Source organism: Thalassoroseus sp., from assembly GCF_984380535.1.
Map to the genome: position 1 here is coordinate 28,274 of NZ_CFHRBF010000012.1, position 24,183 is coordinate 52,456.

At 52.0% G+C, this 24,183-nt stretch carries 22 protein-coding genes; 10 read left to right on the forward strand and 12 right to left on the reverse strand.

Features of this window, described 5'->3' with window-relative positions; all coding sequences use genetic code 11:
• The first annotated feature begins 188 nt into the window (after positions 1-188).
• On the forward strand, positions 189-998 hold the full coding sequence (locus AC5DDB_RS17165) for an SDR family NAD(P)-dependent oxidoreductase (protein WP_491740974.1): 810 nt from the start codon (positions 189-191) through the stop codon (positions 996-998).
• Between the two features lie 20 nt (positions 999-1,018).
• Here AC5DDB_RS17165 and AC5DDB_RS17170 read toward each other — a convergent pair whose 3' ends face one another.
• Positions 1,019-2,140 (reverse strand): aminotransferase class V-fold PLP-dependent enzyme, encoded by a 1,122-nt coding sequence (locus AC5DDB_RS17170; protein WP_491740975.1) that lies wholly within the window; start codon positions 2,138-2,140, stop codon positions 1,019-1,021.
• 723 nt (positions 2,141-2,863) lie between these two features.
• Here AC5DDB_RS17170 and AC5DDB_RS17175 point away from each other — a divergent pair.
• From AC5DDB_RS17175 to AC5DDB_RS17185, 3 genes are read left to right on the forward strand one after another with little or no spacing between them, the layout of a single operon-like run.
• Positions 2,864-3,601, forward strand: a complete 738-nt coding sequence (locus AC5DDB_RS17175) for a methyltransferase domain-containing protein (RefSeq protein ID WP_491740976.1) — start codon at positions 2,864-2,866, stop codon at positions 3,599-3,601.
• On the forward strand, positions 3,576-4,832 hold the full coding sequence (locus AC5DDB_RS17180; RefSeq protein ID WP_491740977.1) for an NAD(P)/FAD-dependent oxidoreductase: 1,257 nt from the start codon (positions 3,576-3,578) through the stop codon (positions 4,830-4,832). Before AC5DDB_RS17175 ends, AC5DDB_RS17180 begins: the two co-directional genes overlap by 26 nt.
• On the forward strand, positions 4,732-5,826 hold the full coding sequence (locus tag AC5DDB_RS17185; protein ID WP_491740978.1) for a type III polyketide synthase: 1,095 nt from the start codon (positions 4,732-4,734) through the stop codon (positions 5,824-5,826). The genes AC5DDB_RS17180 and AC5DDB_RS17185 overlap by 101 nt, the downstream gene beginning before the upstream one ends.
• Before the next feature lie 121 nt (positions 5,827-5,947).
• On the opposite strand, the gene AC5DDB_RS17190 is transcribed toward AC5DDB_RS17185, so the two are convergent.
• The 10 genes from AC5DDB_RS17190 to AC5DDB_RS17235 all read right to left on the reverse strand — a co-directional run bounded on the left by AC5DDB_RS17190 (position 5,948) and on the right by AC5DDB_RS17235 (position 14,872).
• Positions 5,948-6,547, reverse strand: coding sequence for a hypothetical protein (locus AC5DDB_RS17190; RefSeq protein WP_491740979.1), 600 nt, complete (start codon positions 6,545-6,547; stop codon positions 5,948-5,950).
• Positions 6,548-6,682: 135 nt separating this feature from the next.
• On the reverse strand, positions 6,683-7,264 hold the full coding sequence (locus AC5DDB_RS17195; RefSeq protein WP_491740980.1) for a hypothetical protein: 582 nt from the start codon (positions 7,262-7,264) through the stop codon (positions 6,683-6,685).
• A gap of 52 nt (positions 7,265-7,316) precedes the next feature.
• Complete coding sequence (locus tag AC5DDB_RS17200; RefSeq protein WP_491740981.1) at positions 7,317-8,039, reverse strand: PilN domain-containing protein; 723 nt, start codon at positions 8,037-8,039, stop codon at positions 7,317-7,319.
• 111 nt (positions 8,040-8,150) lie between these two features.
• Positions 8,151-9,146 carry a pilus assembly protein PilM gene (gene pilM, locus AC5DDB_RS17205; RefSeq protein ID WP_491740982.1) on the reverse strand — a complete coding sequence of 332 codons (996 nt, stop codon included), beginning with the start codon at positions 9,144-9,146 and terminating at the stop codon, positions 8,151-8,153.
• Positions 9,146-10,387 carry a type II secretion system F family protein gene (locus AC5DDB_RS17210; RefSeq protein WP_491740983.1) on the reverse strand — a complete coding sequence of 414 codons (1,242 nt, stop codon included), beginning with the start codon at positions 10,385-10,387 and terminating at the stop codon, positions 9,146-9,148. Before AC5DDB_RS17210 ends, pilM begins: the two co-directional genes overlap by 1 nt.
• Before the next feature lie 18 nt (positions 10,388-10,405).
• Positions 10,406-12,169 carry a GspE/PulE family protein gene (locus AC5DDB_RS17215; RefSeq protein WP_491740984.1) on the reverse strand — a complete coding sequence of 588 codons (1,764 nt, stop codon included), beginning with the start codon at positions 12,167-12,169 and terminating at the stop codon, positions 10,406-10,408.
• Complete coding sequence (locus tag AC5DDB_RS17220) at positions 12,166-12,501, reverse strand: STAS domain-containing protein (protein ID WP_491740985.1); 336 nt, start codon at positions 12,499-12,501, stop codon at positions 12,166-12,168. Before AC5DDB_RS17220 ends, AC5DDB_RS17215 begins: the two co-directional genes overlap by 4 nt.
• 1 nt (position 12,502) lies before the next feature.
• Positions 12,503-13,918, reverse strand: coding sequence for an ATP-binding protein (locus tag AC5DDB_RS17225; protein ID WP_491740986.1), 1,416 nt, complete (start codon positions 13,916-13,918; stop codon positions 12,503-12,505).
• A gap of 51 nt (positions 13,919-13,969) precedes the next feature.
• Positions 13,970-14,392 (reverse strand): response regulator, encoded by a 423-nt coding sequence (locus AC5DDB_RS17230; RefSeq protein ID WP_491740987.1) that lies wholly within the window; start codon positions 14,390-14,392, stop codon positions 13,970-13,972.
• A 51-nt stretch (positions 14,393-14,443) separates the two neighbouring features.
• Positions 14,444-14,872 carry a prepilin-type N-terminal cleavage/methylation domain-containing protein gene (locus tag AC5DDB_RS17235; protein WP_491740988.1) on the reverse strand — a complete coding sequence of 143 codons (429 nt, stop codon included), beginning with the start codon at positions 14,870-14,872 and terminating at the stop codon, positions 14,444-14,446.
• Between the two features lie 578 nt (positions 14,873-15,450).
• Here AC5DDB_RS17235 and AC5DDB_RS17240 point away from each other — a divergent pair.
• From AC5DDB_RS17240 to AC5DDB_RS17265, 6 genes are all read left to right on the forward strand, one after another.
• Positions 15,451-17,124 carry an HD-GYP domain-containing protein gene (locus tag AC5DDB_RS17240; protein ID WP_491740989.1) on the forward strand — a complete coding sequence of 558 codons (1,674 nt, stop codon included), beginning with the start codon at positions 15,451-15,453 and terminating at the stop codon, positions 17,122-17,124.
• A gap of 153 nt (positions 17,125-17,277) precedes the next feature.
• Positions 17,278-17,823, forward strand: a complete 546-nt coding sequence (locus AC5DDB_RS17245; RefSeq protein WP_491740990.1) for a prepilin-type N-terminal cleavage/methylation domain-containing protein — start codon at positions 17,278-17,280, stop codon at positions 17,821-17,823.
• Complete coding sequence (locus tag AC5DDB_RS17250; RefSeq protein ID WP_491740991.1) at positions 17,820-18,758, forward strand: hypothetical protein; 939 nt, start codon at positions 17,820-17,822, stop codon at positions 18,756-18,758. Before AC5DDB_RS17245 ends, AC5DDB_RS17250 begins: the two co-directional genes overlap by 4 nt.
• On the forward strand, positions 18,742-19,416 hold the full coding sequence (locus AC5DDB_RS17255) for a PulJ/GspJ family protein (RefSeq protein ID WP_491740992.1): 675 nt from the start codon (positions 18,742-18,744) through the stop codon (positions 19,414-19,416). Before AC5DDB_RS17250 ends, AC5DDB_RS17255 begins: the two co-directional genes overlap by 17 nt.
• The gene (locus AC5DDB_RS17260; protein WP_491740993.1) at positions 19,400-20,710 is read left to right on the forward strand and encodes a hypothetical protein; all 1,311 of its coding nucleotides are present in this window, start codon (positions 19,400-19,402) and stop codon (positions 20,708-20,710) included. The genes AC5DDB_RS17255 and AC5DDB_RS17260 overlap by 17 nt, the downstream gene beginning before the upstream one ends.
• Positions 20,711-21,081: 371 nt before the next feature.
• Positions 21,082-21,825: a hypothetical protein gene (locus AC5DDB_RS17265; protein ID WP_491740994.1), complete on the forward strand. Its 744-nt coding sequence runs from the start codon at positions 21,082-21,084 to the stop codon at positions 21,823-21,825.
• A 7-nt stretch (positions 21,826-21,832) separates the two neighbouring features.
• Here AC5DDB_RS17265 and AC5DDB_RS17270 read toward each other — a convergent pair whose 3' ends face one another.
• The gene (locus tag AC5DDB_RS17270; protein WP_491740995.1) at positions 21,833-23,899 is read right to left on the reverse strand and encodes a secretin GspD/PilQ domain-containing protein; all 2,067 of its coding nucleotides are present in this window, start codon (positions 23,897-23,899) and stop codon (positions 21,833-21,835) included.
• Positions 23,900-24,183: the final 284 nt, after the last annotated feature.

A 24,183-nucleotide genomic window follows, 5' to 3' on the forward strand; every position in this document is an offset into this window, starting at 1 on the left:
AAAGGTACTCGCCAAACTAAGACGTCAATTCGATGGTGGCAGAATCAGAATGACTTACCTGCATCTCTTGCGAACATAGAGGATCGCTAAACTGTCTAGCTCTTTCACCATCACCGAATCCACGCAAATCACAAACGTCTAGTCTGCTTGAACCTACGACTATTAAACTAGAGAAATTGATATTGCCGATGAATCTGAATCTTTCGAATGATACTGCGGTCATTACAGGCGGAGCTAGCGGAATTGGAAAATCCATCGCGAAGCTGTTTGCCACCAACGGATCATCCGTAGTGTTAGTCGATCGAGATCCTAAGGTCAAAGAGACAGCCATCGAGATCGAAACGGAATTGAACAGTCGAGTCGTTCCATACACTATCGACGTGACAAACTATTCCGAGTTGCAACGAGTCGCTGACTTCACGATTCAGACTTTTGGGAAGTGTGATCATCTGGTCTGTGCAGCGGGGGCAGGCTCCGGCAAATATGGTTTCCCCTTTTGGAACCTAGAACCGAGTGACTGGGAGAAAGTCATTCAAGTCAATCTCATGGGAACGGTCAATGCTGTCCATGCCTTTGTGCCGTCAATGACGGAAGCTAAGCGTGGGACGATCCTAGTACTATCGTCGGTTGCAGGGCAAATCGGTTCTCAAACGGATCCGCCCTATAGTGCTGCGAAAGCTGCAGTCATCAACTTTGCACAATGTGCCGCAAAAGATCTTGCGTCCTACGATATTCGTGTCAACACGATTTGTCCGGGTATGATCAAAACCCCTTTGAACCAGTCTGTTTGGGACGCGTGGAATTCACGCCAGCCTGATTCCGCGAAAAAGTCCTACGAAGACTGGGCTGCAGAGAAAATCAAAGCCAACGTTCCTTTGAATCGTTGGCAGGCCCCAGAAGATGTGGCCGCAATGGCCGTCTTTCTTGCGTCGCCGTTAGCGAAAAATGTTACTGGGCAAACCATCAATGTCGACGGCGGGCAAGTCATGCATTCTTGACGGTTTCACAAACTCGCAGATCAGTCCATTTCTTCAAGGATTGTCTTTAGACTTGCCAGCGTATTCTTCATTTCCCACGCCTGAGTTTGCGGCCCAAAACTAAACCGAACGACGCCATCCGACGCTGTCCCAAGAGCGGAATGTGCTTCCGGTGCACATTGAAACCCCGCCGAAGTTACGATTCCGAGGTCTTTCAATCTGGCTGCGATTTTCGCCGTCGACAGTTTGTCCGAGGTGATCGCTACAGTCGGGACCTTCATATGAACTGGGACGTCACCCACAATGTTGACGCCGGAGAGATCCCTCAGGCCATCCGCAAACTCTTGCGTTAGCTTTCTGGCTTGATTCAATCGATCGGCTTGCCTGGCTTCTTCCAACCATTTAACCGCGGCATCCAATCCGACGAGGGCGGAGATATTGACAGATCCTGTGTCGCAGTAGCCCGGCATTGGGGCACACTTCGACCGCTGTTGGGACTTTGTTATATCACAAGCTGCTGAAGGCGATTTCATTTCCACATCTGCAGAAACATACAAACCGCCAATCCCCCACGGTGCTTGAAGTCCTTTGTGTCCCGCGAAAGTGAACAGATCGACTTTCATGTCTAGCAAGTCCAAGTCTAGCCACCCAGCAACCTGTGCTCCGTCTAACAAAACAAGTACTCCATACTGGTGGGCTAATTCAATAACTTCACTAAAAGGAAGCAATTGGCCCGTCACATTGCAGGCGGCAGTCAAAGCCACCAACCGAACCCGTCCCGCTCGCAACTGAGATTCCAGAATCTCGAGATCAATCAACTCTTCCCCGTTTGCAGGAACTTGAAAGACCTGAACTCCCATCTCTCCGAGTTTCGTCAGCCCACGGTGTAACGCATGATGTTCGTATTGGCTTGTCAGAACCCGATCGCCAGTGTTCCAGTCGAGGTCACTAACTGCCACCGAAAGCGCTCCGGTACAACTTGGAGTTAAGAGCAACCGGGATGGTTCGACATGAAAATAGTTTGAAATCGTCTGATGTGACGATTCAAAAACCGCGGGCCAGTCCCGTGGATCAAGATGAGTTGCCCCTTCAGTTGCCTCTAGGACAGCCGGTGGCTTCGGCCAGCTGGTGCCAGCGTGATTGAGGTAAACGGTATCCTGCATCTGTATTCTTCTATTCAGTAAAAAGAAATCGAAGACCTAATCGACGAGTACCAAGACCGGCGTGGCACAGGCCGAAACAGATCTTCGAGCGTCCTCAAGTCGGAAAGATTCACGAACTCAGTGAATCATCGCTTCACACTCCACCATGAAGCATACGTTATCGAGTCAGTTCTTGCGAATGTAGGTACAAAGTCGAGCGATTTCCCTCGTCTGAACTGCAACCAAGTCTTAACAAGTGTGCTACGTTCGCAATCGGTATTGTCAATCACTGAAAGACCGGAAACGAAAATGCATCTATGCTTCCGTATCGTCTGTTGGGAGCTTCTTTGCAGCGAGTCCTAGCTTCACTAATGACCAACCGTTGACGATCATACCAATTCCCGCAAACAAACCGATGACCCACAGACCGGAGATCGGCCATTGACGCCAGATCAGGATGCCTAGTAGAAGGTTGACGGTGCCGTGAAGCAAAAGCCAAACCAAATGACTGTCTAGCTGCTAAGTATCAATTAGACACTTAACGCGGACTGGACTCAGATTCTTGAGTTCAAAATGACAGAGATGATTAAAACATTTCCTCACGTGTGCAGAACAAGCTCGTTCGTTTGGCCAACTGGCTCCCGCACGCTGATTCGGGAGCCTGTCGTTTGTTACACTTGTTGACTTACGAACGCTAGATTGTTACAGCTTCGTACTTCCACCCTAGACCAACGAGACGGTGCCATGGCTTTTCCTGTCAACCTAGAATCTCGCTCACTGCAAGGTGAGCTGATGGATGACCCACAACTGCAGCGTGAGCCGCATCATCAGGCATTACAGGGATTAGCTCGCATCAATCGTGTTTGTCGGACCACCCAGGTTATTTGGCGATCGATCGAAAAGACAATTCAAAAGTCACCGTCGTCGCCTTTGACTGTCCTCGACATCGCTTGTGGTGGTGGCGATTTGGCCATCAACTTGGCTCGTCTGGCTAAGAAGGCGTCCTACCCACTTGTGCTTAAAGGTTGCGACATTAGTCCGCAGGCAATCGAATTTGCACGGAAACGCGCAGTTGCTTCTGGCACCAACGTCGACTTTTTTGTTCAAGACGTTTTTAAGTTCCCTGATACAATGCAAGCAGACATCGTCTACAGTTCCCTGTTCTTGCACCATCTGACCGACGATGCCGCGGTTCAACTTTTGACGAAAATGTCCACTGTCGCTCGAAAACTCGTGCTCGTACAGGATCTTGTTCGCAGCCGACTTGGTTACACTTGTGCTTGGCTTGGGGTGCGACTCTTGACGCGATCTCGAATTTGTCATGTCGATGGCCCACTCTCTGTAAGGTCGGCATTCCGTCCATCGGAACTGCAAGAGTTGGCAGAACGCAGCGGTATGCCGACCGCAGAAATCACGCGTCATTGGCCGCAACGTATGCTTTTGACTTGGAGCCCTGATGGATACAACTCGGACCCACCATGAGATCGACTGGTCGTGTTTGTGGGACGTGCTTGTCATTGGTGCGGGACCTGCGGGCTCTGTCGCGGCTTTCGAATTCGCCAAGCAAGGACTTCGCGTTCTAGTCGTCGATCAATCGCAGTTTCCTCGTCACAAAGTCTGCGGCGGCTGTCTCAATCATGTTGCTATCCAGAATTTGCAAGACATGGGGCTAAGCTCGGTTTTGTCGAGTCTTTCAGGCCGAGTTACGAGACAATTAGTCCTTGCTTCAAATCAACACCGACTATCGTTGGACATTCCTCACGGGGTTGCAGTATCACGATTTCAACTCGATCAGGCTCTGACCATCGCCGCAGAGAACGCTGGCGTACTTTTTGTCTCTAACGTTCGAGCGAAGCCGAATCAAAGTATTGTCCAGGCGGATCACCTTGAAGTCCCCTGCGAAACAAGTACTGGACCCAAACGGATCCTGACCCGACTAGTTGTCCTTGCCAACGGTCTTCCGAATGACTCCTGGGACGACCCGAAGCTTCAAACGAAAGTCGCCCGAAAGTCGCGTATGGGACTCGGAACTGTCGCGTTCGATTTTCCGAAGGAATACCAGGAAGGTCACATTTACATGGCTGTAGGGCGAAGCGGCTATGTGGGGCTGACTCGGATTGAAGGAAACCGACTCAGCATCGCAGCGGCAGTCGATCCGATGCGTCTCAAAGCAGCAGAATCACCTGGCAAACTCTGCCGGGAGATTGTTGCAGACGCCGGTTTGACCGTAGCAGAATCGATGTTCCAGGGCGATTGGCGTGGGACTGTTGCGCTAACACGATGGAGGCGACAGCCAGCGTCCCATCGGATTTTCGCGATCGGAGATGCAGCCGGCTACATCGAACCTTTTACCGGTGCAGGAATGTCATGGGCGATTATTGCAGCGCGAGCGGTCGTACCATTTGCTGTTGCAGGAGTGGAAAACTGGCAGCCCTCGCTAGCAGCGAATTGGTCGTCGCAGCATCGCAAATTGCTTGTCTCAGAGCAGCGAAAATGCCGTTGGCTTACGCGTTGTCTTAGGTCGCCTCTTCTTTTGAAGTCGAGCATGCAGGCAATTGATATTTTTCCAAGCTTAGGCCGTCAAGCGGTCAAGTTTCTCACAGGAAGTACGAATGACGTTTTCAGTCTGGGGAATTGGAACAGCAGTCCCACCGCATCAGGTGAAGCAAGAGGACGCATTGAAAATGTCCACCGAACTGCTGTGCGAGAATGATCGACAGCGGCGGTTCTTGAAAATCCTATTCCAGAATGCGGGTGTGGAAACTCGACAAACGGTCGTTCCTTGGCAAGCTGCGTACCAGTGGAAAAACACCGAATTACCAATTGGTTTACAATCAGGCCCGACAACAGCCCAGCGTATGAAGATGTACCGCGAACACGCTGGGCCATTAGCCATCGAAGCCGCAAAGCAAGCATTTAACGATTCTGGTATCGAGCCTTCCGAAATTACACACCTGGTCACAGTCTCCTGTACCGGGTTTTCAGCTCCCGGATTGGACTATGAGTTGATTCGCTCTCTCGAACTTCGCCGAACGACTGAAAGAGTGCATGTCGGTTTCATGGGTTGCCACGGAGCCATCAATGGACTGCGAACCGCAGACGCAATCGCCGCTCGACACCCACAAGCCAAGGTCCTTGTATGTGCCGTCGAACTATGTAGCTTGCACTATCGACTGGCTTGGGACACTGAAGGCGTTAAAGGAAACGCGCTGTTCTCTGATGGAGCTGCAGCAGTGATTGGCGGCACAGATCTTTCTGCGAGTCGTACTCGGTGTACGCTTCGAGAGACCGCATCCTGTGTCATTCCCGATAGCTATCCGGAGATGTCATGGGATATCGGTGACAATGGATTCGAGATGCGAATGACCAGCCAGGTGCCAGTTGCAATTCGCCAGCATCTGAAGAGTTGGCTGACAAATTGGCTTAGAAGACTTGACTATAGTATTGACGATGTCGCCGACTGGTGTGTTCATCCGGGTGGACCACGCATTCTAGATGCTGTCGAGGAATCTCTAACAATTCCAACCGCAGCCTGCAACACATCACGAGAGATACTCCGCCGCTACGGAAACATGTCATCTCCGACCGTCATCTTCATTCTTCACGAAATTCTGCAGAGACGATCCCAGTTCCCAATCGTGTCACTAGCATTTGGCCCCGGCCTAACAGCCGAAGCCGCACTTTGGGAGCCCGGTAAGAAAGTGTGAGACCGTTTGCAAGTCATAGCGGAATTCGTCTTGGCGCTGCCCTAATGAGACAACGCTTCTGTCAATCCGTAATTGTCCGCAGGAAAACTTACACTTAGAAAAGCTAGTCCCTCTGTTGTGATCATTGCGAATCCGTCTGCGACCCGCTTGGATCATATGTATTCAACACTTCAACACGATCACGATGGATGGCAACGATACGAAACGTACTATTGACATAATCGCCGGGGCGGCGGATCTCGCTACCGATGATCGCCGCTCTTTCATGTCCATTGTCGAAAATTGCTGACACTCGCATTTCGCCTTCACCGCTTCGGACTGGAATCTCGATCGTCGAAGGATCGTTTGAGTTCTTTGAGGCGTCTTCAGTCAAATCGCGTGACCCATCTGTTGCCGCTGTGCCCGTTCGTGTCGGACTGACCTTGTCTTGAGCGGGCACTCGATGAAATGGGTTAGCTGCCCAGAGATAGTTGAAGTCGATAGCTAAAGATTGGGGATCAAACGCAATTGCCGCCGTTGACTTTGATTGCGAGTTCGCCAAAGTCTGACCTGGCGAATCCGACTGTAGAGGCGGTGCGGTCGAAGAAACATCGGCGCTACTTCGTGTTGACGATTGAAGCCGAAACACTAACACACCACCGAGTATCACAGCGAGTATCATGACAAGCTGGATTTGCCGCTTCGAGTTGCGTTCTGGCGATTGGATCGAGGTGGTATTCATAAAGCATCAGATTGAAAAGGAGTTCGAGAGCAGCTCTTAAGTCGACACAGAACGCTCTGCTATCGCGTTTGATCAAGGATCGCCGAACGCTTCTCGTTCTTGAGACTGGATGTGATAGACAATCTGGATCAATGCCTACTCGACGCGAGACGTAACAAGAGTTGGTGGTAGATTAAAATAGAGGTTCAAAGTCAAATCTAACTTATACCGTTCGCGTGGGTCACCCATGGGCGAGAGATCAAACTGAACAATGCGGTTCATGCGAGGAGATAGACGAAGCTGATTCAAGAACCCGATGATGTCGCCATAGGAGCCGTTCCCGCTGATACGAACTTGACTAATACCGATATCCTTGCCAGTTTGACTCGATTGCGGACGGAAGTTGGTAATCGTAACATTTGTCTGACTCGCTATTTCACTGATCAGCCCCATGAAGTCGGACTCGCGAGCAGTTGCAGGCACACGCGACGCCAGGCTGACCGCTATAGATTGCTGATGTTCGAGGTCTGCAAGTCGTTCTTGGTACTTGGAATGTAGAACGGTTTGATTGCTCAATCCCCGTTCAAGTGTCTTTTGCTGATTGGTCAACTCTCTCATGCTTGAAAAGTGCGGATAGAGGCCAACTAGCCAAATCGCTGCAAGAAGTACAGTCACACTGAGAAAGCCGGTTATCGTAAGATTGCGTTTGAGGCTCCTCAACTCGTGATGATGAAACATGGCATGTCGCCTGGCAGCTGAAATAAGTGAATTGAATTTGGCTAACTAAGTCTTAGCGGGGCGGTGTAATGTGATGCTGACCGGAGGCCGTCGAAATGACACTTGTCCCGTTGAGCGTTCCAGCCAGTTCCTCGAGTTGCTCAACCTCCGCTTGAACGCGACAACGAATCTGAAAGTCTCGTCGAAGTTCTCCTTGTCCCTGGATACCAATGAGTTCGACTTTGGCGAACAAACCGGTGCCTTCAAGGTGGCTAATCAGTTCACTAACGGCATCATCGTCGATCGCGTAACCGTACAACTCAATTTGATTGTTCACAGGGATTGTCAAAAGTTTGACAGATTGCGGTTGACTGGCGTTCGCGACTTGTGGAGTGTTCGGTCGCAGTGACGCTGGTGCGTCTAGTCCTTCGAATCGCAGACGTTCTAGCTGCACGCGTCCATACAGAGAGTCGACACTTTGATGTATTGCAGCTAGCGTGATCAGCGGGACGTCAGCCTGCTCAAGGGAACGAAGCCACTGCACCTGTGTGCGTTGGGACTGGATTTCATTCAACGCGAGTTCGCTTTTCTTGCCGATTTCTCGTATTGGCTCATACTGCCGGTCGAGTTGTAAGACCTGCTGATGAAGTGCGTGATAGTTAGACTGCTGTTGACTACACAACATGCAGCCGATAGCTAATGTGCAGCCCCAAGTAACGGCCCAAAACCGAAGCTGTTTGACCGTGAGTTGATGCTTGCGAGAGGCAATAGGGATGAGATTGACATAACGCTTCATGACTCATAACCCAATCCGGAAAGTGCAGCGGCGTGGGCAAAGATTGGAGCGGGTAATAGGTTCTGCCGACTCGCTTCGTTACAGCTGTTTGGCAGTACCCATTGGGTGACCTCAAGTCCCATCTGCGATGACAGCCAATAGTCTAGGTTGCGAATCGCTGCCCCCCCCGCCGCTGAGAATGATTCGGTCAATGGGTTGGCGGGGGTAACGGGACTTGAGGTATGTGAGTGTGCAGTCGATTTCCTCGAGCAGAACATCCAGTGAATCGGCTGCAGCTTTTTCGATCATTCTATTGAAGCCGCTGGTATTCTGACCTGGCAGACCATATCGGGCTAGTAGCAACTCCGCTTCTTCCGGGGAAAAGCGGTGAGAATCACAAACCGATTGCACGAGTTCCTCGCCCCCTCCCCGAATCGAGAAGCGAGTGAACCGAGGTTGACCATCAAGAATCCATGTCAACGTCAGGCGATTCGATCCCCAGTCGATCATGAGTTCTGAATCACACGAACCGGTTAACATTTCGCTGGCACGTGCGGTAGTTAAAGGCGCAACGTCGAGTACCTCTGCTGTCAGTCGACAATTTCGGAAGGCTTGCATGCAACTTTTCACGACTTCTGGTTCGGCCCAGAGCAATTGAGCAGCCGGTGGATCGGCAAAACTGCCTTCGACCGGAACCGGATTCCAGACATCAAAAGCGAGTTTGTCGGGGCGACCTCCGTAGAGTTGTCGTATCGTCTGATCGGCAGCGGTTTGAACAGTTGCAAGGTCTTCTGTCTCGATAGCCAAATCTTCCGAACTAACGGCAGTTTCCGGAAGCGAGAACGCGGCTTGAGTTAGTCCTCTCGCTCGCCATCCCGATTGTGATTGACGTAGCACTTCGTACAACGCTTTACCAAAGTGTTCCGCCGACGCAAACGGTTCGGCATCCTTCTGCCAAGGAATTCGTTGCGTATAATCTAAACACCAGAACCCACGCTGATCGAGTTTAGCTACGGCGAGTTTGACCGAATGAGGGCCAACATCGACCCCGAGCCACGGTGTTCTCCGACTGCTCCTTCGCTCAGGTCGTTTGTAGTGAGGCGTTCGCGTGGAACTAAGGAGAGACATTAGCGGCCTCCCATCGATGTTAGTTTGATCAAAGGCAACATGATCGAAAGAACAACCCCAGCGACCACAACTCCCATTGATACAATGATGGCTGGCTCTAAGACCTTTACGAGATCACGCAAACGTTGTTCACCCTCGTCTTGGTAGAACTCTCCGATGGACTGTAACACTGGCCCTAGTTCTCCCGAAGACTCTGCGGTCGAAACGAGATCTGCAGTGCCATCGGGGACACAGACCGATCGTTCCAAGATGGGGGCCATTTTGCGTCCCGCCAAGATCTCTCCTTGAAGTGTTTCGAAGAGCTCTTGGAACACCACGTTACGGACGGTATTCGAGGCAAGACGAATGACTTCTAGCAAAGGAACTCCGCTTTGCAACAGTGTGCCCATGAGCGTAAATGTTCGTCCTGTGATCAAGTTCTGAATGACACGCGCGGTCAATTGGAACGTGAGCAATTTTCTGTCTCGCCACCGAATGGCTGAGGGACGTTGCATCAATCGCCAAAGGACGATCGCTCCTAAGCCCGACAACGGCAGCAAGGCCCACCACCAAGTGCGACAGAACGCTCCTAGATCTAAAAGGATCTGTGTAAACATAGGAGCCGGTCGCTCCATCACCTGGTAAACCTTCGTAAACTGAGGCAGAACGAAGAACACCATCGCACCGATCACCATCACCCCAACGACTACTAAAACGGCCGGGTAGATGAGGATTGACTTGACGGCATTCCGGAGTTTGAGTTCGTTCCTAAGTAGGTCCCTAAGACGGTTCAAGACCGTTGACAATTGGCCCGAGGCTTCGCCTGCAGAAACAGTGGCGGCAAATGTCGGACCGAAAACGTCCGCCTTTTGATTGAGGGCTTCCGAGAACGACAGACCACTCTCGATTTCTTTCCAGAGATCGTTCAATGCGGCCCGGGTCCGGGGATCTCGGACCCGACGGGAAACCGAACGAATCGATTCCGCGAGATCGACTCCGGATCGGACGAGAATACACAACTGAGTCGTTACGAGGACGAGTTCCCGAGTCGGCAACTGTTGATGCGAACGTCCTGTTTTCCGTATTGAACCCTGGTTCTTCGGTACAGATGCGGAAGGAGTGTCTTGGTTGGTGGAACTTGCTTCGTTGGATTCGGTCGGAATCGGTTTCCGAACGGAAGTTGGAGCCGGCCGGAATGCCCCTGTGGAACGCGGCGTCAGCCCGTTCAATGAATGTCCCTGTGTAGTGAGTGTATCTGACATAGGATTCGTGGCAATCAATTACTCAAAATGGGCGGCCCGTGCAACTTCGTCCAACGATGTCACTCCTTCTTCCGCACGAAGAATTCCTTCTTCCAGAAGACTTCTTCCTCCATGTTTCACATGCCAATCTCGCAGAGCATCCACTCGCGGGTTCTCTGCAATCAGATCGCGCAATTCCCGTTTGCCCGAGAGGACTTCATATAGCCCAATCCGCCCGCGGAAACCGGTGTCGTAACAGGTTTGGCAGCCTTCACCACGGACAAATTGTCTTTCTCGATCGCCTCGATAGTCGAGCTCATCCAGAATGACTTTCTCGGGATAGTAGAGCGTGCGACACTCCTGACAGACGGTACGAACAAGTCGCTGGGCAATTACACCGACGAAAGCTGCAGCGATCTTGTACGGAGCAACGCCCATATCGACCAATCGCATCACCGCACTCGCGGCATCGTTTGTGTGAAGCGTGCTCAGAACGAGGTGGCCGGTGAGGGCCGCTTGAATTGCAATTTCAGCGGTCTCTTCATCACGGATCTCACCGATCATGATGACATCCGGGTCCTGTCGTAATATCGAACGGAGCGCGCGGGCAAATGTCAGACTAGTTCCTGTATTGGCATGAACCTGATTGATGCGTTTAAGTTGATATTCGACGGGGTCTTCCACAGTGACGATGTTGCGTTTGACGGACTTGATTAGTTCGATCGCTGAATACAACGTGGTGGTTTTTCCCGACCCGGTTGGACCAGTAACTAGTACTAGACCATAAGGCTTGGCGAGCATTTGTCGCACTTCAGCAAGTTGCTGTTCCCGGAAGCCGAGTTGGCTCAATTCAAACGTAACACTCTCACGATCGAGGACCCGCAGCACTGCTTTTTCACCAAGAACAGTCGGGAGTGTAGAAACTCGCAAATCAATCTGACGCCCATCGACCACAACACAGATGCGTCCGTCTTGTGGTAGTCGATGTTCGGCAATGTCCATGCGGGCCATCACCTTGATTCGCGAAATGATCGCGGGGTGAAACTCTTGTCGAGGACGAAGCACCTCCCGCAACTCGCCGTCAATTCGGAACCGCACGGAAGAGAAATGCTCATCGGGTTCGATGTGCAGATCGCTTGCCCCCTGCCGTACGGCATGCAAGATCATAAAGTTGACAAGGTTGATAATCGGCGTGCCGTCGTCGACCGTGCCGATCTTTTGAACTTTGATCTGAAACGCATCGGCGCTGACGCTAACATCAGCGGAATCCATGTCCGCTGTGACACTATCGACTTCGAACCCTTCCTCGTAGCAGCGATTCAACAGGTTCTCAATCGCCGAGCCAAGAGCAAGGATCGGTCGTACTTGCAGGCCCGACACCTGAGCGATCTGATCGATTTTGGAAAGATCCGTCGGATCGGTCATCGCAACGGCGAGTCGGTTTCGCACGCGACACATCGCCAGACAACCGATTGATTCCGCCATCGCTTGGGGAATCAACTTCACCACTTTGGGATCGACGAGTCCATCTCGCAGCAGAACATACGGCACCTCCATTTGATCAGCGAGGTACGGTAACAATTCCGCTTCGTCGATCAATCCAGTTGCGATCAGCGTCTCTCCGAGACGGAGACCGCGGTTCGACTGTTCTCGCAGTCCCGACTCGAGTTCCTCGCGTGTAATGACGCCGGCACTAACGAGTCGCTCCCCTAACGGAAGCGACTTGGCGACGTTGGAGCGTCGATGCGGCTTGCCGGAACGACTCTTGGTCACCTGAGCGGGGCGTATTGTCGCTGTGTTCATCTTGCGAAACTCCCTGCCGCCGCGACCACGTCTTCCCGCAAGTCCATCTCCTCGTCGAGGCCGGCCACGCGTAGAATATCGCAGCACAATGTGCTAGCTCCCGCTAGCTTGCATTCTCCGCCGCGTCGCAGGCATAAATCTCGCGTATCGAGAAGAAATTCCAGCCCGTCACTATCGATCAATGGCACATCTGACAGATCAATGACAAGTTTCGGTTGTCCGTGCTTGACCAAAGCTTCGACGGCAGGCCGTAGATTTTCGACTTGCGGCTTGTTGAGTCGTTCCGCGGGACGAACAACGTCAACGGCTCCTTGTCGATAGGTTTCCACCATGTCAACCTCCTGCACTAATTGGCAAAGTCAAACAGAAGGTGGAGCCCTTGTGGAGTTCGCTTTCGACTTTGACATCGCCGCCATGTAAACGGGCGACTTCTTGAGTGAAAGTCAAACCGAGACCACTCCCGGAAATATCCCGAACTCGTTCGTCTTCGCTCCGGAAGAAGCGACCGAAAATACTCGGAAGCTCAGCTTCGGAGATCCCGATTCCCGTATCCGTGACAGCGAGCTCGATACGTTGAGCACTACACGAGACCCGTAAACTAACGCGACCTGAGTCCGGAGTGTACTTCGCAGCGTTCCCCAGTAGGTTCACAAGTGCTGCGCTAATCTTGCCTTTATCGACTATGATCGTGGGAAGTTTCGCAGGCAGTTCAACACGGAAGTCCAACTGCTTCGCGTCCATCGTGGGGCGAATTTTCTCCACGGTTTCGTTGATCAACCGGCTAAGATCGGTCTCGTGACAATCCAATGAAAGCGATCCGGCTTGCATCCGACTCACATCTAAAAGATCGTCGATGAAGCGTCCCAAGCGTGAAGCTTCGCTTTGAATCGTATTAAAGAAACGTTTCTGCTGTTCTCGATTGATGTTCTCTCGTGTCGCTAGTGTTTCCGCATATGCCCGGATGCTCGCCAACGGCGTTCGCAATTCGTGAGTAGCGGCGGCGACGAACTGTTCACGGGCTTCCTCTGCAAGATGTTGCTGCGTCACATCACGCAACAGCCAGACGAGTCCCTCGATCTCTCCGTCCGAACTCAACTGTGGCCGACGACATAGCTGGAGAAATTGCTGTCGGCCTTCGTCTTGATGCTCGTAATCTTCCATCATCGGACGCGTGCTACCATGAAAATCCGATAGGTCGATGAAAGCCGGCAAGACTTCGTCGAGCGCAAGACCAACCAGTTCATCGGGATCACGATCACAGATTGATGCGAACGCGCAATTGACCGAAAGAATCTCGTGGTCCCGGTCGGTCACAGCGAGTCCTTCGGATAACGCGTTTAGCACACCGGAGAAACTATTGGCCGTCCCCCCAAGCAAAGCCTGATCGAGCCGCTGTTCCATTTGCGATAACAGTCGCCAACACTGTGCTGTCTCAACGAGGCGATTCCATCCGAGTTCCGTCGGCGTACTGCCTGAGACTGGTTCTGGATTCCAGACCGCATCCTCTTGCACAGGAAATGCTGACAGCTGGTTGCGAATCAGTTGGTGGTGTTTGAGAGAAGCCGGCAACGCGACATAGCACAAGCAGATCGAACTCAATAGAGTGATACTTGCAACAACGGCCTGTACCAGTACGCTGTCTGTGAGATAGAACGTCCCGATCACGACTCCAAACGCGACAAACAACACGATCGAGAAGTTAAAGGCGATCTGCCGGGAAACACTTTCGGATGTAGGAAACAAGGCCATGACTTAGTCCGTGCATTTGAGAGGGCGTATCCATTCCAAATCGAACCCAGCTTATATTTTCACTGCTTCATCACTGCAGGACTGACTTCGCGCAGCAGTAATGGCTTGGGCATCGTACGCAAATTCGACGAGTTGGTTCGGACTAAACGGTTTGAGGACGACTTGCATCAGCTGTAATTCGTTCGTCAGGCTTTCGACATCAAGTTCATAGCCTTTGGCGGAACAGAGTACGCAGACGGCATTTTGACTCATCGACTCCGCTCGAACTTCACGAAGCAATTCTTCGCCTGATAGACCAGGCATCTGATAGTCGCAGATAATGAGATCGTAAGTATGTTTCCGCGTCAGATTCAACGCTTTGAGTCCGTCGTGGGCTACAGTCACATCGAACCCTTCGTCCTCGAGATTAAACTGAATCACATCTGCCAACACACGGTTGTCTTCTGCGACAAGAATCTGGAGTTTTGAAGACATTCTACGGGCCTCAATCAAATGCGAGAATAATCCGACGACAGTTTCCGAGTTTTACAGTGCGGAATAGGAGGCGTGATTGATAATGATCTCGCCAGATACGTTGTCGTAAGCCCAGCTTTCCGTGCCACTAACCGTTAGGGGAGCACCGGTTTGCTGAATGCGAACAGTGTTGCCGCTGTTGCCAACTTCAATCGTCGGAAACGGCCCGCTGATGTAGGGATCCAGATCAGCCTTGAGATCCGCTTCTGTTCCCGCGTCGCCGGGAAATGCTCCGATTTGCGCACGGTGGAGTTGAATCGTTTCTCGCAAGATCGACAGCGACGAGTGTGCGGCATTGTCACGTGCATCGCCGGCTGCATCGAACATGCTTGGTGATGCTACCGCTGCCACAATACCCAAAATCAGAACGACAACGACGAGCTCGATCAAAGTAAAGCCACGTTGTCTCGCAACACTGCTTATTGAATTGAATGATTTCATAATGATGTTCCTAATGTAGCTGGTAACGCCTTAACAATCTCATTTTTGACGGCATTGCATCGCTATTGCGTCGTGTAAAAGCTCTGCACTCGTTTTCGTCCACTCGAAGAAACCTAGCTTTCCCGGTGATCAAAAATGCGAAAAACTCACACTATCCTGGTCAGAATTCAAGGACAATCCGCCGCGTTCTAACGATTCGATTGGTTGTGAGGATTTGATGGAGATCGGAAGCGTTCCTTACGAGAAGGCCATACAAGTCACTATCTGTTTTCGGTCGGTACAGTCGATCGCAGCTTCCAACCACTTGCCGTCGAAACACCAGTCCCATTGGCGGAATTTAATTCGTAGCCTTATGTTTTCTTCGGCCTCACTTAAGTATTTGACCTATAAATACATGTAGGAACCGCTCGGTCCCATGCAATGCAAAGTCAACATGGTGTCACAATGACAGTCTCTCAGAAATGGCATAAATGCCTGAAACATAGGGGCATCGAGCAAGAGTGTTCAGACACAGAACGAGGATTCATTGGTAAGGCGTGTTAAGGACTCGCGGCGTCCTGTATGTAGAGAGAAAATCAATGTCTGCACTCGAATGTATTGGGGGCTTAGAAACCCTCTGTGAAAAACTGAAACAGAGCCTCCAGTCTGATTTCTATATTTGGGAAGAGAACGCCGATCAGTGGCAAGTGCCCGTTGGCATGGAGAACCGCTCGCTGCCCCAAGAGATCCAGAACTGGCTGAATTCGGAACGGGACAGGCTTCGAAGTGGACAGCCGGCAACCTGTCAATCTCCCGAGAGTGGTACTGTTTTCGCAGTCCCTTTGACTGGCGAAGATGATGAATCCATCGTAGCTGCGATCGGGTTTGCAGCAGCCGACTCAGATTGTCTAGCCTCGATTATTGGCGACTTATCTCAATCTTCGCTGCGACACATGGCTGAGATTGACAATCTCAAGTCGATGGTGGCCGAGTACCGGCGACAGGTGACCGACGATTTCGAAGAGCGAACTTTTCTTCGGCATGTGGCTCGCTACGTCGAACATTGTAGTCTGACGACAAGTATTCAAGGCGTCGCCAGCGAAATCCTTCCACGACTGCAAAAGCTAGCAGGGTTTCATTCGCTTCAGTTGGTGATTCCGTCTGAGGGTGATCACGACTCCGCAAACGAGCAAGCAACGAAGTATTTACAGTTCGGTCACCAGGAGATGTCTGAAGCGGATGGTTGGCGTCTCGTCGAGGAGTTCGCTGCCAAGAACGACACCCGCCCCGTGGTGTTAGCAACAGAACGTTGTGCACAGTTGCAAGTGATCTGTCCAACGGCGAAATCTGTCGTATTGACAACATTGGTGCGTGGAGACGAGCACTTTGGTTGGCTAATTGCAGTGAATTTCGAAGCGACAGAACCCGAATTGCCTCGCCGACGAAAATCGTCGATGACCAATGAGCTTGGCTCTGTCGAGGCGTCGCTGTTAGAAGCGACTGGTATCCTCATTGCTTCTCATGCACACAACCGACGTTTATATGCCGCCAAGGAAGAACTCACAATCGAACTTGTTCGAACGCTTGTTGCCGCCTTAGATGCGCGTGATGAGTACACTTGTGGTCATAGCGACCGCGTTGCATGTATGTCCCGACATTTGGCGAAAAGTTTGGGACTGCCCGAGACCGAATGTCAGATGATCTATCTGTCGGGTTTGCTTCATGACCTAGGAAAGATCGGCATCAGTGATAGCATCCTATTAAAGAACGGGCGTTTGACGGACGAAGAATTCGAGAAGATCAAAGAACATCCGCAACGCGGCTATGACTTGCTCAAGAGACTAAAACCTCTTCAACCAATGTTACCTGGTGTTCTGCATCATCATGAATCCTGGGATGGGTCAGGTTATCCTCATGGCTTGGCAGGCGAAGATATTCCTTTGATTGGACGAATTCTAGCAGTCGCCGATGCCTTCGATGCGATGACAAGCAACCGGCCCTACCGAAACGGAATGCCAGTTGCAAAAGCGGAGTCCATCCTGCGGGACGGAGCCGGTTCGCAGTGGCAGCCCGAACTGATTGAGGTCTTTCTTGATCAAATATCGGAGATGACAGCCATCTGCACAGACTCGCGGGATCGGACGAATCGTTTGTTAGGCCGCTCCGAGATCACAATGAATGATCAGACCGATAATCTAGACGACGACGGTGAGTTAACTCGGGTGTTTCGGACGGGAACGCACTCGCAATTATGTCTCGATCCAACAACGTAGGACCAATTGCCGAAACCACGAAGGTTCTCATAGAACATCAGAGTCGATCAGCCACCCGTTTCCCAAGCTCTAATGATGAATTGATCCTTCGTCCTCATCAGGTTCTGTGAGGTCTTTCTTTCGAACACACCTTTTATCGAGGTCTTTAGTGCGATGTTGACTTTCCGCCGACCTCATTCGCGTTTCCTGACTCAGCGGGATCGAATCCGGTCGTCTTGCATCGTGATGCGGCAAGGATTCACACTCTCCGAGCTAGTAATTGCGGTACTCGTGATGGGTATTCTCGCGGCAACAGCGGTGCCTCAGTACTCGGTGATGTTGAACCATTACCGGGTCGAAGGTGCGGCGGCGCAACTGGCCGCGGATCTCAATTGGGCCAGACGACACGCACGTCAGAAGGGGGCGAATCAGCCGGTCAACTTCACCCTGCCGTTTCAATATGCGATGCCAGGCATGAGTGACCCGGACCACCCATCGCAAGGGTTTGTAGTGGATTTCACGCAGAGTCATCCGGGAGTTTCGATTCTATCAGTCGATTTCGATTCCAACACCACCGCAACGTTCGATCTCTATGGCCGACCGTGCACCGGTTCGCCGTTAGTGCCGTTGGCTGCGAACGGCATCGTGACTCTCGCAGCCGGTGGGGAAACACGAACCGTGACCCTTCACGCCGTTTCTGGGCGAGTGAGCAGTCCATGAGAATTCCACGGAATACTAGTCATCCGAACCGATCTCGATTTGCCTACACTTTGGTCGAGTTGTTGATCAGTGCCGGAGCGGCAACGGTCCTCATGCTGGGACTGAGTGCCTCCCTGTTTCTCAGCGACGAAGCGTTGAGTGGCATTGGGATTGTTGAAGAGCGGGCCGCAGCCGCAGACGTGCAGGCGGCGATGTTAAATGATCTCGCGCAAGCTCGCTTGTTTACCCAACGATCAGCGACGGCTGCCACGTTTCAGGTTCCCGATCGCGATGCGGATGGGAATAGCGAAACGATCACCTATTCTTGGACGGGTGCTCCGACTAATGAATTGCAGTATTCGATCAACGGTGGAGCGACCGTGCCGTTGTTGTCAGACGTTCAAGCTTTCAATTTCGGCTGGGCGAGTCGTTCGATGACCGGAGGCGCGTCCGGTCCGCCGGCGATGGACCCGAATTCGTGGGGGAATCGTTGGGAAACCGGTGGAAACTTTGGATATGAGGATGTCTTCGATGGAATTCACACCGAGCGTCGAAAGATCATCGCGACCCGTGTAACGCTGAGTTCAGAACAAAAAATCGTTAGCATTTCTGTGTATCTTAATTTCTCTCTTCTCGCTAGCTCTGATGTGACTGTGGCTTTGTATGGAATCGATAACAATGTGAACCCTAAAGATCTCATCACGAATAGCGGGACGGAAAAAATCTCAGCGAACGGCTGGACTACTTTCAGTGTGGCACCGGTTACAATACCTGCCGGTGAGTATTATCTTGCATTGAGCTATAAGGATAGCGATGCTTTCTATCGCTACAGCGGTAGTGGTGGGGAAACTCATGTGGGAAATTATGATGCCACAAAGCATGGTTGGCCTTCAACCTTCCCAAATTCGTCGTCCGAAGACCATCGAAGGATCTCGATCTATGGGACCTATGAGTAAGCCATCTTCGGCTCGGCAACAGTCGTCGAAAAGACAAGCACGTCTTCGTTGGCGTCGAAGCGGTTTGACGTTGGTTGAAGTCGCCGTATCGACTTTGCTAGTCGGCCTAGTGTTAGTGGGGTCGTTGAAGGTGGTGGGAGGCGTTCTCCGCACACGGATGGCCGCTGAGCAGATCCACGATGGAACCGCGTTGGCTCAGGACCTGATGAACGAGATTCTGAGTCAGGAATATGAGGAACCCACGGAGTTACTCGGATTTGGAGTCGAGCTTTCCGAATCGTCGAGCAACCGGAGTTCTTGGGATGATGTCGATGACTATCACGGTTGGAGCGCGTCCCCTCCGAGGCTGAAAGATAATACGGTGCTATCTGAGTACACCGGATGGAATCGAAGCGTCCAAGTGCGACGCGTTAAGGTCGACAACCCTCATGCGAATTCGTTTCTCGATGAAGGACTCAAGCGGATCGAGGTGACCGTGACCGCACCTGATGGAGCTCAGACAAAGTTGATCGCGTGGCGGTCACAATGGGGTTCTTTGGAACAACCGCCAGCGGCCGATGCCACTGTGCAGACTCGCGTCACCAATCAACTTCAATTATCCGGTGGTCGCACACACTACTCGGCCACGGCGTTATCGAACCATGCACAAGATCAATAAACGACCGCAGTTTTTGCATCCGTCACCGTCCAAACGCGCGGGCTATCTCTATATTGCCGTGCTGTTGGTGACCGTTATGGTCTCGATGATCAGCTTGGCGGCAATGAGCGTCGCTCAGTCCCAATTGCGTGTTGCAACTGGCGGTACTGACGGTGAACAGGTCCGCGTGCTTGCTCAATCCGGGATCGAGTTAGGGATCATCAATATTCAGAACGATTCCAGCTGGCAGACGAACATTGTCCATGGCACAGAGCACCCTAGCCCTGCCGTTGGAGCGAACGGGGGAACCATGACTTGGCAGCTCGATAATGATCCTAGCGGAGACGGAAAGTTACTCACCGGGATTGGTCGTAAGAACGGTGCGGAATGCCGGTTGCAAGCCCGTGTTGGCACCGGTGGCACGAACACGGTCAGTGCCCCGTTGCTCGTCGGCGGAACCCTTTGGGTGGGTAACTACACAACTGCGGAATCGCTAGTCGCTAACGGCGGACCCATCCGATGCAATTCCACTGTAACGAACTGGGGAAATCTCAATGGAAACTTGGAAGCCCAAGGATTCACGAATTCCGGCAGTTACTCAGGAACCGCCACCATCCCGAGTGGCATTCACAATCTGCCCGATCCCACGACAGTCTTTGACTATTACGTTAGTGAAGGTACATCGATCCCGACTGCTCCCCTAGATAACGGCTTAGGAGGCCTGAGCATGGATGGGAAACTCCTGAGTCCATCCAATAATCCCTACGGAACTCCGAACCCCCACGGGATCTATATTATCGATTGCGGCGGAATGAGTCTCACATTGAAACATTTGCGGGTGGTGGGCACGTTAGTGATTCTTAATGGTGGGACGGGCTTTCTGAGTACGGATTTGAAGAAGGAAGTCAACTTCGAACCAGCCTATAACAACTTTCCTTCTTTGATGGTCCAAGGCGATCTTGAAATTACAATCACATCGACGACATTTAGCGAAAGTGCGGCTGGGACAAACTTCAACCCATCGGGAACCCCCTGGCAAACTGTCAGTGATAGCGATCAGAGTGATTCTTATCCGTCGCGGGTGGCTGGAATCGTCTATTGTAGCCGGGACGTCACATTGAACGGTGGAAATAAGAGTGAAAGCTTTTTGTTGAATGGCGTTCTGATCTGCGATCGCAACCTGCTTATCGAAAAAGAGTGTCAAGCTTCGGTCGACTTTGATTCCAGTCCGTCGAATAACCCTCCACCGGGTTTTGGCTCCTCGGACAACGGAGTTATCGTCCCCGGCACTTGGACACGGGTCCCCACACCCTAATGTCTGGTCGAAACATGAGCGTCGCGTTTTCAGGTGGTTGAAGATCGACCAACTTCCACGGGCTAGTTCTGCGGGCGTGTGGTGTTTCTTCACGACTGGTGTTGCCGAATTGAAACACGAAAGGTCGATTGTCAAACAAATGCGGCAATTTTCATAGGGTATTTCTAACTTCTTGAACATGACCATCGAGCGGCATCGACTTTGCTTGGTTTTAACATCGAACACATTTCACGATGTTGACACCAGGTTTCTCTATGCGTCGAATTCGTCTTGTTCAGTCTAGCTGCGTTTTCTTGCTGCTTCTCTCGGTGGCCTCTGTAGAGTCTGCCGAAGAACCTCGGACGTCAGACTCTGAAACTGAGTCATCATTAATGGCAATTGAAACCATTGATGGTCGGACGCTTATCGGGCATATCGACTCACAGAACGATGCCAAGACGATTCACTTATGGACGGAACGCCCTGGCATCGTTCTCCGGTCTCATATTCCTCGAGATCGCATTCGAACGATCCGGCCCTATGATGACTCGCATGTCATTCGGATTGAAGGGCAAGAATCACGGTCATCGTTCTTGCCGCCGGAACCGTCACCGCAATTCATTCAACCCGCGGCGGCAGTGCATGTTCCGGTTTCGGAAACCGTGGCGGTGTTGCGGGTTCGAGCCTGGGTCGCGAATTGGGACCGTGATTCGGAGCCCGATGGATTGCGTGTGGTAGTGCTGCCAATCTCTAAGTCCGGCCGACTTGTGCCGGTGAATGGGTCGTTATCGGCCGAGTTGGTGGCAAGACGGTTCGACTATATCCGGGAACGGGATCGTCTTGGCATCGTCGAACGCTGGTCTCGACAACTCACACCACGCGACTTCGGACCACAAGGAGCTATCGTGGACTTGCCATTTGATCGGATCGAGCCCAATCGTGACTTCGACTTGATCCCGGTTGGGCTGCTCAGTGTGCGGCTTGGTGTTCCTGGCGAAGGCCTGTTCGAGGCGGCCGAATTCGATGTGCCATTGCGGCGTCCCAGTTACATCCGGGATGAACTGCAACTTCACACGGGCAGTCGCCAGTTTCGGAACTTACCCACAATACCGCACCGTCTCCTCGATCATCCTTAGACGCCTTCTATTGTGCGTCATACGCGTTCCCAAAGTGCGGTATTTCTTCTTCGAAGTAGACCGGCTCGTGATAGGTTTCTACCGCACCATACGACATTGGCGAGCGGTGGACATCGTAGCGAGCGTTGGGATCGTAGCCTCCAAGCTCCGAGTTGGCTGGGACATAGTATTCTGGTGGCAACGGATACGGATCGTGCAAGTTTGGAACGGCATTGGGTAGTCGACGGAGTTGAATCTTCCGCGGGTCTTTCATCGCATCGGGGAGTGTGCCTTCCGACGGACGGACATACCGTTTGAGATTCTGATCGAGCAACGGCGTCGTGGCCCGTTCGTACTGATGTTGTTCCTCGATACCCGGAGCACAACCATGAGGTACGACACGCGGCACCAACGCCACAACGATTTCTCGTCGCTCTCTCGCAGCCTGCCGCCGTCCGAACAACCGACCGATGGCCCATAGATCACCGACGATCGGCAACTTCGATTGACGGTCCGTATCGGCTTCTTGAATCAATCCCCCGATGATGATTCCGCGTCCATCATTGAGGATCACCGAGGTTGCAACTTCGGTGGTGGCCTTATCCGGCAGACCGGTGGTTTCATTCACCTGCCCGGTCGAGATTTCCGGTGCAACCGTCATGATGACACGATGATCGGCGGTGATCTGCGGAGTGACTCGTAAGAGCACGCCGACATCGACAAATTCCACTTGTTGCAAAGTTGAGGTCTGCGTCGTCGTCGTCACAAAGAAGCCGAGTCGCTCACCAATCTGGATTTTCGCTTCCTGACCGTTAAGGACCATCACCTTGGGCGAAGCGAGCGTTTTGGCGTTGTTCGTGACTTGTAAGGCCTCAATGAGCGACGTCAGATGTGTTCCTTCAATGCTGAATAACATCCCCGAAGCCGCTAACGGATTCGCTCCCGAGGTTTCTAGTTTGAGTTTCGTATCACAGAGACTCGCTAGATATTCGAAATTGACGCCATGGGTCGTATCGTCAGACAGTCGAACTTCCAGAATGTGCGCTTCGATCAGAACCTGTCGTGGAGCTTGATCGATCTGAGCAATATATTGCTCGATGCGTCGCATGTAATGAGGAAGGTCTTCGACGACAATCGAGTCACCAGTTCGGCGACTATTATGAGCATCAGACTCAGTCGCGAAGATATGTCCCACGGGCGAAAGGAGTCCTTGCACAACCTTCTCGATATCAGTTGCTGACACAAAGTCGAGACGGAATACACGAACTTCACGGCCCTGAATCGCCGGGTTGATGTGATTTTCTTGATTGATGCTCGAAACGTAGATGATGTCGTTTTCCAGATGCCATGTGCAGCCGGAACTACGAAGGATGGCGTTCAAGGCTTCCTCGACCGAGACTTCATGCAGCGTCACAGTCACCGGATGGTTGAGGTCGTTGCCTGTGACCACATTCAAACCTTGTTGTTCCGCGAGAAGCGAAAGGACCGTGCTCAACGGAGCATCTCGAACGGACAACGAGATTCGTTCTCCTGTCGAACTCACACGGATTCTGTCTTCGCCCGACTGACTTCGCAGCGGAAGTGGAATGGTCGCCGGTGCTGGCGGTGGTGCTAGTACCGTTGTCGCGACCGGAGCAGACGTCGCCGGCGGTGAGGAATCCGCTGACACATCGGTTGCCGGGAGAGGGAGTCCCGGAATCACATCTTGGAGCCACTGGGCCGTTTGAATCGGCTTCGCCTCAACTTGCCGCTGACCAGCAAGCTGTTTCAAACTCTGCGATTCGGCATCCGAACTTGGGATATCCGGTGTCGCGGACTGCGAGTGTTGCTCCTGAACAGACGGGGATGAGACGCTTTCAATACTTAGCAGTCTCAAAGACGATTGTGGATCGAGTGGTGACGTTTCGGAAGTTGCTTGAATTTGTGGCTGAGAGTCCTTTGCCGGTGACACACGCGTCTCATCCGGTTGCCTGGATGACACCAACCATGTCAACAATCCAGGACTCAGCCGCTCGCGATTCGCACATCCCGCGAGGAATATGCCGAATAGCAAAACGAGAAAAGGTACTCGACTGGGCGACAGGATTCGCGACATAACCAACTCGACATTAATAAAGTTTGCTTCCCGTGATGAAAGACGAGCAAGCTTTATTAGTTATCGAATTCGCAAGTTCGCTACGTTGTGGATAATCATATCAGTCCAGACATCCGGCATAACCCGTACAGATTCACATAGCTCAGGAACTATAGGAAAGACAGGCAACTCGATCTCGGGATTCCGTACGGTGGCCTCCCTTCCGACGACTATTCACTAAACTCACCTATTGCCCCCAGTCCCCCGAACTCTCCAGTTCCAAATATATTGGTGGGTTCCATGTT